Below are 9050 nucleotides of genomic sequence, written 5' to 3' on the forward strand. Positions count from 1 at the left end.
GGCTTTTTTGAAGAAGACGAATACGGGGGAATGGATACAATGAGTTTGACAAGGTGCGCCAACGGGCACATGTTCAGTACGAGAAAACACGGCAGCGTATGCCCCTATTGCAGCCTGGCGGTGGAACCTGCCCCGAGGGCGGACGGCGCGAGATCGGCGAGAGCGCAGGAAGACGATAAAACGATGCCGTATTTGGGCGAAACGGGCGGCGTGGAGCCTGTCACCGGCTGGCTTGTATGCATCGAAGGGCCGCAGCTCGGTCAGGATTACCGGATTATGGCGGAGAAAAATTTTATCGGGCGCTCGGAAGATATGCATATCCGCATTATCGGAGACAACACGATTTCCCGCCGGAACCATGCGGTGATCGTCTACGATCCGAAGAAAAGAAACTTTTATCTGCTGCCCGGCGACGCCTCGGGATTGGCTTATCATAACAACGAAGCGGTATATTCGCCCGTGGAAATGACGGCGTACGATGTCGTTCAGCTTGGGAAAAGCAAGTTTTTGTTCATCCCGTTATGCGGCGTTCATTTCGAATGGGATAGCGATGCGGGGAGGGAAGGATGAGCGTGCTGGTACGACCCGATTTGCTGCCTTACCGAATTGTGCTCGCTTTCGCGTTCGTTTTGTTCGTCCTGCTGGTCATCAGGGAATGTCTCACGCGTGCGAAGCAAACACCGTTTATGTCCATCGGCAATGCGCAGACGATCGGCCGGCGTGCTGAGCAGGACGACTATTTTGCGACGATTTCCAATACCCACGGAACTATCGCCGTGCTTGCCGACGGGATCAGCGGGTTGTCCGGGGGCAGGGCGGCCAGTACCAAGGCGGTGACGACCTTCGTCAAGGAGTTTTTGAAGCTGGAGAGTCTGGAGGATGTTCCCGGCTATTTTACAAGAGCGGCCCGGATCAGCAATACGGAAATTATGCACAGCTTCAAAGGCGCGCAGGGCGGGACGACGCTGGCGGCGGTCCTTATAGCCGACGGCTTGCTGTATTGGGGAGCGGTAGGAGACAGCCTGATCAAAATTTACCGCAACGGCGAATTCATCGATGTCAACCATAAGCATATTTTGGAAACGGTGCTGGAGGAACGATACGTATCCGGCGAAATTACGAAGGAAGAAGCGTTGAACAGTCCGGTCAAGCATCAGCTTGTCAATTATTTGGGCTATGAAGGTTTCAAAAATATAGAGATCGGCGCAGAGCCCATCCGGCTGCACAAGAAAGACCGCGTGCTGCTGTGCAGCGACGGCGTGACGAATACGCTCACGGAAGTCGAGCTGGAGTATATTTTGTCTGAGCCGCTGACCGCTTATGACGCTGCCGAGGTCATTATTGAAGCCATTGAACGCAAAGAGCTTAAGCATCAAGACAATGCGACGGTAGTGCTCCTGGAAAAGGGTTGGTCATAGCAGGGGGAGGCAGCGATGAGAAAGGATAACAGCAATTTCAAGACGAGCTTTTTGTCAGAATCGGGAACATTTGTTCGTAATAAGGGATATTTTGCTTTTACGGAGTATGACGAACTTGCTTGTTGGGTCATCGCCCAAGGGCTGGATACGGATACAGAGGCGGAAAGCGCCGAAATGGCGGTGAAATGCGTGCTCGGCAATTTCATGCAGAGGCCCAGGCTCTCCCGGAGAGCGGTACGCGGCTATTTGCGCGAAGCGCACCTGCTGCTGCAAACGGAAAGCCACAGAGTCCGGCGCAAGGCGAGCCTGACCGTAGTCGTCGCGAATTACACGAAGATGATCTGGGCGACCGCCGGAAATACGCGGATCTATCATTTTCGCAACGGAAGATTGCTGGAAAGAAGCAAGGATCAGAGCTTGACGCAAACGATGGCGAATGCGGAGCAAATTTCGCAGGACGTCATGGAACGGCATGAGGAAAGGCACAATTTGCTGTGGTATTTGGGCAAGCGCGGAGAATTCCGGCCGGCCGTATCCCGCAAGTCCGCGCTGTCCGACGGAGATGTGCTGCTGCTGTGCACCTCAGGGGTATGGGAAGGCGTGAACGGAGCGGAGATGCTCGATGCCGTAGAAGAGGCAAAAGAGCCGCAGGATTTGGTCGATACGCTGGAGGATGTTCTGCTGAGCAGGCAGTCCGGAGTCGTTCCGAACTATACCGCAGCCGCCGTGTATGCGGACAAGGTATACCAGGAGCCGCCCAAAAACAGATGGAAACTCGTAAAAACGATTGCAATGGTGCTGATTCCCCTCATTTTGCTGGGGGGAGGGGCCCTTTATTATAAAGCGCGCGCCGTAAAAGCGAAAGCGGAGGCGGCGGCCGCTATTTTCGAGCATGAGAAGAACGGCGACACTGCCGTGCAGGATGGCAATTACCCGAATGCGGTCAAGGAATACAGCGAGGGGCGGAACGCGGCCATCAAGGTGGAGGACACCTTGCATAAGCAGCTGCTGACCCGGAAGCAGAGAACGGCGCAGCTAGTCGTCGACGGGGACGCCTCTTTCAAGGACGGCGACTACGCCAAGGCGCTGGCCAGTTACGAGAAGGCGCTGAAGGATGCGCGCTCGCAGGAAGATTACGACATCAAGGATCTGGAGGCCAAAATAAGCAGGAATCGTTCGTACCTGCAAGTCGCCGACCTGATGAAGCAGGGGGACGAGAAGTTCCAGGCGCAGGACTATGAAGGCGCCAAAGAGCTGTACGCCAAGGCGAAGAAAGAAGCGGCAGCGGCTTCGTTCGCCGGCGGCGAAAAGGAGCTGGCCGGCAAAATCGAAGCCTCGGACGCCAAAATGGCGGGGATTCAGAAAGAGAAGAGGCAATTGGACGCCGACAAGCTGGAAAAGAAGGGCGACCAAAGCTATGCGGCCCAGGATTTCGAGCAGTCCTTGTCTTCTTACGCCATGGCGCAGGAAATTTACCAGGAGATCGGCATGCTGGAAAAGGTGCTTGGCGTCGAACGGAAAATGACGAAAGCCCAGGAAAAGCTGAACCCGCCGCCTTCCGCAGCACCTTCCACGGCACCTTCCGCTGCGCCGCCCGCTCAGGCAGCGGCGCCGGAGGGAGCTTCCGAAGGCGCCAAAGCGCAGGCTGCGCCCGCAGCTCAAGCCGGCTTGGCCGGAAGCGGGGGCAAAAACGAGGGAGGAGGCAAGTGACCCATGATGAAGGACATCGTTCTGGACAGGCTGAACAGGATCGAGGATCTCGAACAGCGCAAGCTTTTGAAGAGCGTCATGACGGGCATCTTTCTCAACCTGGTGGAGTATCAGGAGGAATGGAACCGCAAGCTGGAGGAGCGGGTATTCAAGGAGGCAGAGGAGCGCGAGGAAAGCTATGACGTCTACGTGACCTTGATGCCGAGGGAGGAAATGGACCCGATCCACGAGTTTTTATATCCGATGATTGCGGAGGATGCGGAGAAGAAAGTCAGCGATATTCGGAAGCTGCTGGCCGAAAAGCGTGAGCATGGGGAAGCGGCGCTCATGAAGGTATTTCTCCAGTGCGAGTACACGGCGCTCAGAGGGCTGCTGAACGGGCGCAGCACGTTCCGGGGCGAGCTGGTCACTTCGCGCGGCAGCCATCCCATCGAAGCGCACCTCAGGCAAAACCTTGCCTATATCGGCGAGCTGGAAAAGCTGTACAGCGTTTTTCAGAAAAATAACGTTCCCTGGAAAACGGTGAACCACCCGTACGCGCACAAGTTTTTCGATGTGTGGTGGACAGGCGGCGGGGAGGGGATCGGCGAGGACGAGGACATTGTCGAAATCCGGGTTCATTTGGAGGAGTACGAGGCTTGCAAAAAGCTGGATATGGTTCCGATGTGGAACATAGAGCGGCTCTCGTTCAAAAATGTCGGATTCCCGATTCCGGCGGCGGACCGGGTGAACTTCGAGCATGTGCTGTCTCTTCGCAAAACGGGAGCGGAGCACGGTTATTTGGTCGACGGCGACGAGGAGCTAATCCGCTATATCAAGCGCATGCCGGAGGAGCTGACCGTCGTCTCGCCGCAGGAGAAATCGGGCATCTGGAACGTGTTCAAAATTACGCAGCCCGTTCCGTCCCGAATCGGCAGACTCCCTTACGGGCTTGTCTCGAATAAGCGAAAAGACAGCTTTACAGGCGGATTCGCCCGCAAACAGGCGCAGACCGTCCGGGCCAAAGGCGAGATTATCCGTATCGTTCATTCCTTCGAAGCTTGCGAATCGCTGGAGCTGGAGCAGGTGGAGATCGTGGACAAGGCGGACGGCAAGGAAGCGACTTACGGCATGAATCCGTTCATCAGCGATCAGGTCAGGACGGAGAACGACAAGAAAGCGATGCGGCTCCGTTTTCGCAGGCGCGGCGAGGAAAGCTTTATCCTACAGGATTTGATGAGTTTCCTGGTATCGGAAGTACAGATGTATTTTCCCGAATACAAATGCGAAGGGGAATGGGTTTGAACTACGTTTGGGATTTGGTCATCAAGGCGGAAAAATCGGGGATCGCGAAGCGGGAGCTTTATTTTGCCCCGGCCCGCACTTACTCCCCTTACATGGAGCTTAGTCCTGAAGCGCTGAATGCCGGGGTTGTCGACAGACAGGTTGAATTGAACCCGTATTACCGCTTTTTTGAAATATTCAAGGATTTGTTCGACATCAACAATCAGGAGGATACGGAGCTGCGGCATGCGCTGTTCGATATCCTGATGCATTTTTTGACGGATATGGATTTGCGGCAGGGAATGAACAAGCGCGAGTTCTATATCCGTTTTGTGCGGCGGGATCTGGAGGCAGGCATATTCGGGCAGGATGTGCGGGACAAGATGAAGCTGCTGAGCCTGGAGGAGCAGGAGGTTGTAGCAAGCAATATTCTCAGCCTGTACGAGACGGGCGAGGCCGTGTATCTACTGAAAGATACGATGCGCAAGCTGTTCAGCCGTTCCACCATTTACGCCAATTGCGAGGACAAGGATGAGCTGCTGTTTTATGTCGGCCAGGCGGAAAGCGATCGGGCACGCGCCAAGCTGGAGCTGATCAAGACGATATTTCTCCCCGTCCGCTTTCATACGCAAACGTACTGGGAAGATCATTTCGGCATCGTCGATGTCGAGGAAACGATGCGGATCGACCGCATCGCGATTTATTGATGGGAGGATGGGGGCTGCATGAAGGCCTATACCTACAAGTTGAATTCGCCCAAGGGCATGGGCGGCGAACAGGCGGAACGCCATAAGGCCACCTACACCAGGAGCGAGCTGTCGGATATGACGACGCTGCAATTAAGAAACATTTGCCATAAGGAAAAGCTGGTCGAAGGACTCACCGGATCCTTGGACAGGGAAGCGTTGGTCCGCACGATTTTGAAATACAGAAATGCGGAAGCCAGCCTGCTGATCCGCAGCTTCAGGAAGGGCGGGCACGAGCGCGTGGAAGCAGCGCTGGGGCGCTATCTGAACACGCCGCTGCGGGACGCCGGCAGCATGAAAGTGCCCGCCCGGCTGACGCTGTATGCGGGGCAGAAGGCAGACCGGCGTGACAAGTACCGGATCGAAGCGCCGGGCGCGATCGGCGAGTCCAACGTGCTGATCGTGAATGAGCGGCAGGAGCTGTGCGGCTTGCTCCATCTGGTCAAAGACGCTGCGGAGCCGGGCGTCTATTACCTGTCGGCGTCGCCGGACATTCCGTTTCGCAAAAAGCCGAACAAAAATTACAGCTTCCTGTTTTTTCGCAAGCAGGATTCGGAATATATCTACAAGATCTATGATCAGGAGAAGCCGCTTCCTCCCGTCAATCTGCATTACTACCGGGTTCCGATCGCCGATCTGGAAATCAGGGAGCTGGAGGAGACCGACGCTGTGCTGGCCATCGATTTCGGAACCTCCAATACGACGGCTGGCGCTTATTTGGACAGCGGGTATGTCTCCTCCCCTTCCTCGCACAATCAGCTTAACGGCGCAATCCGGCTGGATGCGATCAATTACGTGTCTTTCCCCGATACGACCCGCAAGGAAGAAGAGTGGATCGATCTGCTGCCGACGGTCGTCAGTGCGGCGGATTGCTCCGATCCGGCGAATGTCAAGTACCATTTTGGCTACGATGCGCTGAAATCGATGAAAAAGAGCGGGTACACGAGCCAGGCGACGGTATTTCACGGAATTAAACGGTGGGTGAACAGCTACAGGCAGACCGAAGAAATCGTCGACGGGCACGGCAATGCTGCATTGGTTTCCCGAAGCGACATTTTGCGGGCTTATCTTCTGCATGTGGTGGAGACGGCGGAGCACCAGTTCAAGTGCCGCTTCAAGCATTTGCACATATCGAGCCCGGTAAAGCTGCGAATGCAGTATAACGACATGTTTGCCGAGCTGCTGCCGGAATACGCGATCGAAACCGAGCATGGACTGGATGAAGGCATGGCGGTGCTCTATAACACGATTGCCGATCAGCTGGAGAAGCGCAGTTTTATGGACGGCGAGGAATACAAGGCGCTGGTGATCGATTGCGGCGGCGGTACGACGGATCTTTCCTCCTGCCGGTTTCGCATTGAGGACGGCAATCTTTCCTACAAAATCGATATCCAGACCGCTTATGAAAACGGCGATACCAATTTTGGCGGCAACAATATTACGTACCGGATTATGCAGTTTATGAAAATCGTATTTGCCGATTACTACGGCAACCGCAAGCGCGTGACGGATATCGACAGCCTGATTCAGATTCCGGGGACGGACCTTTACAGGCATGTGGACGAATTCGGCGTCGGGTCTGTGTACGAGGCGTTCGAAGCGAGTTACCGGGAAGCGGAGAGGCTGATTCCCACCCGGTTCAAGGAATATGAAAACCGCACGAGGGACGAGTACCTTCGGGTGAAAAGCAATTTTTACTTTCTCTGGGAAATGGCCGACCGGATGAAAAAAGAATTTTTCCGCAAAACCGGCATCGTGCGCAACCGGTTTGACGCCGACGGCGGAACGAGGCAGGAAAGCGACCTGAAAATCACGACCGTGGACCGGTGGTGCCTGTCGCTCAGCGAGAACGGCGAGATGAAGGATGTGTACGATTTTCCGAACGTCGTGTTCAATATCAAGGAAATCAATCAGCTGATCAAGGCGGATATTTACGAAATCGTCCGCAAGTTTCTGGAAACCTATTACCAGGAGGGCCAGCTTCAGGACTACTCGATCATCAAGCTGACTGGACAATCGTGCACCATCGATGTGTTTCGGGAAGCCTTGAAGGAGTTTGTGCCGGGCCGCAGCATTGAATTCCGCCGGAAAACGGAGCATCCGGGGCAGGTGCCGGACTTGAAGCTGGCCTGCTTGCGGGGCGCTATCCGGTATATGAACGCCCGCAGGGCCGGGACGATTGAGGCGAACATGACGAATCGCGCGCCTGTCGTCCCCTTCTCGGTCAGCGCCTTCACGCACAGCCGTGAGGAAAAGCTGCTGATCGGCGCCCAGGAGAGGCTTAGCCGCGTTCAAGGCTCGGTTTCCCGGCCGTCCAGCGCGGCCGAGGTCGAATTGTACTTAAAGGGCAGCGACGGCCAAGTGCGGCACAAGTACGTGTACGCCAGCGATTCGGGCAGCTTCACGCCTGTGCATTACGAGGACATTTATGCCGAATACGGAGCGAAGATTCCGCAGGACGATACCGACTCGATCGTCAATGGAGAAGTGAAGTTTTTCGTGTTCTCGGAGGAGAACGTCTGGGGCTTTCACGTGCTGCCGGTTGCGAGACGGGACGAGCAGCTTTATCTGGGCGCCAAGAAATTTTTTCCGTTTGAGAACGATTTGTCGGAGCTGGACTTTTTTGACGGATGGAAGTAAAAACGCCGGGGGAGAGAGGGGGGAATGGCATTGTTTGCGAACGTCCATCCGAATTTTCATAAAGGCCGGATATTGAAACGGGAAATGCTCGAAAGCCTGCGGGATTTTCCGAGGCGCTTTGCGGACCTGTCCTTCCGGGCATACTCGGACGGTATTATTGCGGGAGCGGACGTGACGGTAGAGGCCGAGACTCTCACGGTATCCGCCGGCATCGTCAAGCACGGCGGCCGGTTGTATATGCTGGAAGAGGATTTCCAGCTTCCATACCGCGCGACGGGCCGGGAGACCGTGCTGAAAATCCGCTTTGCGGCAGGCGAGGAGCAGCCGGATTTCAGCGTGTACGGCGCGGAAATCGTGCTGGACGACGAGCCTGCGGGAAGCGGCAGCGAGCTGGAACTGGGCCGCTTCAAGTTAAAGGAAGGGGCGAGGCTGCGCTCGGAATATCAAAGCTTCGCCGACTTCGCCACGGAGTACAACACGTGGAACATCATCCACGCCGCTTACGCGGGTATCGGCGAGCGCAGCATAAGTCCGGCGCTGATGCGGTATTTTGCCGCCGAGCTGCTGGAGCGGGGCAGCTCTCACATGTACGACATCGCGTTTGCGATGCAGTGCATGAACCGGGAGCCGCTGGAGCGGGAGCTGATTTTGCGCTATTTGGCCGCCAGACTGGGCACGGGCTACAAGTCCTGCGACAACGGACAAATTCATAGACATTTGACGCGTATATTGAGCGAGGCCCACGGCGACAGCCGGGCCAAAGCGGATTTCCGGCACAGCGGCCCGCGGCGGATGATTGTAGATTAATGTATAGGCAGGTGGAAGCAATGATAATTTGGAAAGGCGCCGGAATACTGGTAATCCCTATCGTCGTTGTGGTTGTCGCGCTTTTTACGATAACAGCAAAGGGGTTTGCGGATAATTCTACGGCTTCAACATTAACCGACATTTTTTTGGGTATAGGTCTCATTTTGTCAGCGCCTCCCATATGGTATGCAGGAAAATATTTTAACCGGTATCGGGATCATGTCTATCTGGATAGTCGAACCGGAAGACAGGTACGGTTAGGCGTGCAGCATAGCTTGTTCTTTATACCGATGGAATATTGGTCCGTTGCTGCGATTTTGTTGGGTATAAGTGAGTTTTTTGCAAATAAATAAGAAGATACAGTACAGCATTTTTTGAAAAGCGCAAGCGGCAGTTGATTCGAAGGGGCTGGAAACCGCCCGGGGAAGGAGTATGATGTATGGAATATACCGACGAGAAAATACTG

8 protein-coding genes are annotated in these 9050 nt (G+C 55.1%); 7 read left to right on the forward strand and 1 reads right to left on the reverse strand.

Annotated features, from left to right (window positions below; translation table 11 throughout):
- Positions 1 to 39: 39 nt before the first annotated feature.
- The 7 genes from AC6RNO_RS24410 to AC6RNO_RS24440 are packed head-to-tail and all read left to right on the forward strand — an operon-like array spanning position 40 to position 8584.
- Positions 40 to 570 carry an FHA domain-containing protein gene (locus AC6RNO_RS24410; RefSeq protein WP_474683638.1) on the forward strand — a complete coding sequence of 177 codons (531 nt, stop codon included), beginning with the start codon at positions 40 to 42 and terminating at the stop codon, positions 568 to 570.
- Positions 567 to 1418: a PP2C family protein-serine/threonine phosphatase gene (locus AC6RNO_RS24415; protein WP_488437528.1), complete on the forward strand. Its 852-nt coding sequence runs from the start codon at positions 567 to 569 to the stop codon at positions 1416 to 1418. Before AC6RNO_RS24410 ends, AC6RNO_RS24415 begins: the two co-directional genes overlap by 4 nt.
- 15 nt (positions 1419 to 1433) lie before the next feature.
- The gene (locus AC6RNO_RS24420) at positions 1434 to 3128 is read left to right on the forward strand and encodes a PP2C family protein-serine/threonine phosphatase (protein ID WP_497107064.1); all 1695 of its coding nucleotides are present in this window, start codon (positions 1434 to 1436) and stop codon (positions 3126 to 3128) included.
- Positions 3129 to 3134: 6 nt separating this feature from the next.
- Complete coding sequence (locus AC6RNO_RS24425) at positions 3135 to 4412, forward strand: normocyte-binding protein (protein ID WP_497107071.1); 1278 nt, start codon at positions 3135 to 3137, stop codon at positions 4410 to 4412.
- Entirely contained in the window at positions 4403 to 5098 is a 696-nt protein-coding gene (locus tag AC6RNO_RS24430) for an iron-dependent peroxidase (protein WP_497107065.1), read from the forward strand. The genes AC6RNO_RS24425 and AC6RNO_RS24430 overlap by 10 nt, the downstream gene beginning before the upstream one ends.
- Before the next feature lie 18 nt (positions 5099 to 5116).
- Positions 5117 to 7777, forward strand: a complete 2661-nt coding sequence (locus AC6RNO_RS24435; RefSeq protein WP_497107066.1) for a molecular chaperone — start codon at positions 5117 to 5119, stop codon at positions 7775 to 7777.
- 30 nt (positions 7778 to 7807) lie between these two features.
- Complete coding sequence (locus tag AC6RNO_RS24440; protein ID WP_497107072.1) at positions 7808 to 8584, forward strand: DNA and RNA helicase; 777 nt, start codon at positions 7808 to 7810, stop codon at positions 8582 to 8584.
- Between the two features lie 257 nt (positions 8585 to 8841).
- On the opposite strand, the gene AC6RNO_RS24445 is transcribed toward AC6RNO_RS24440, so the two are convergent.
- On the reverse strand, positions 8842 to 9050 hold a 209-nt coding region (locus AC6RNO_RS24445; RefSeq protein ID WP_497107067.1), incomplete at its 5' end, for a hypothetical protein.

It is taken from the genome of Paenibacillus sp. sgz302190, assembly GCF_059820445.1.

Coding starts and splice junctions, on each gene's coding strand:
- AC6RNO_RS24410 (WP_474683638.1), top strand. CDS start 40: ATGAGTTTGACAAGGTGCGCCAACGGGCACATGTTCAGTACGAGAAAA.
- AC6RNO_RS24415 (WP_488437528.1), top strand. CDS start 567: ATGAGCGTGCTGGTACGACCCGATTTGCTGCCTTACCGAATTGTGCTC.
- AC6RNO_RS24420 (WP_497107064.1), top strand. CDS start 1,434: ATGAGAAAGGATAACAGCAATTTCAAGACGAGCTTTTTGTCAGAATCG.
- AC6RNO_RS24425 (WP_497107071.1), top strand. CDS start 3,135: ATGAAGGACATCGTTCTGGACAGGCTGAACAGGATCGAGGATCTCGAA.
- AC6RNO_RS24430 (WP_497107065.1), top strand. CDS start 4,403: ATGGGTTTGAACTACGTTTGGGATTTGGTCATCAAGGCGGAAAAATCG.
- AC6RNO_RS24435 (WP_497107066.1), top strand. CDS start 5,117: ATGAAGGCCTATACCTACAAGTTGAATTCGCCCAAGGGCATGGGCGGC.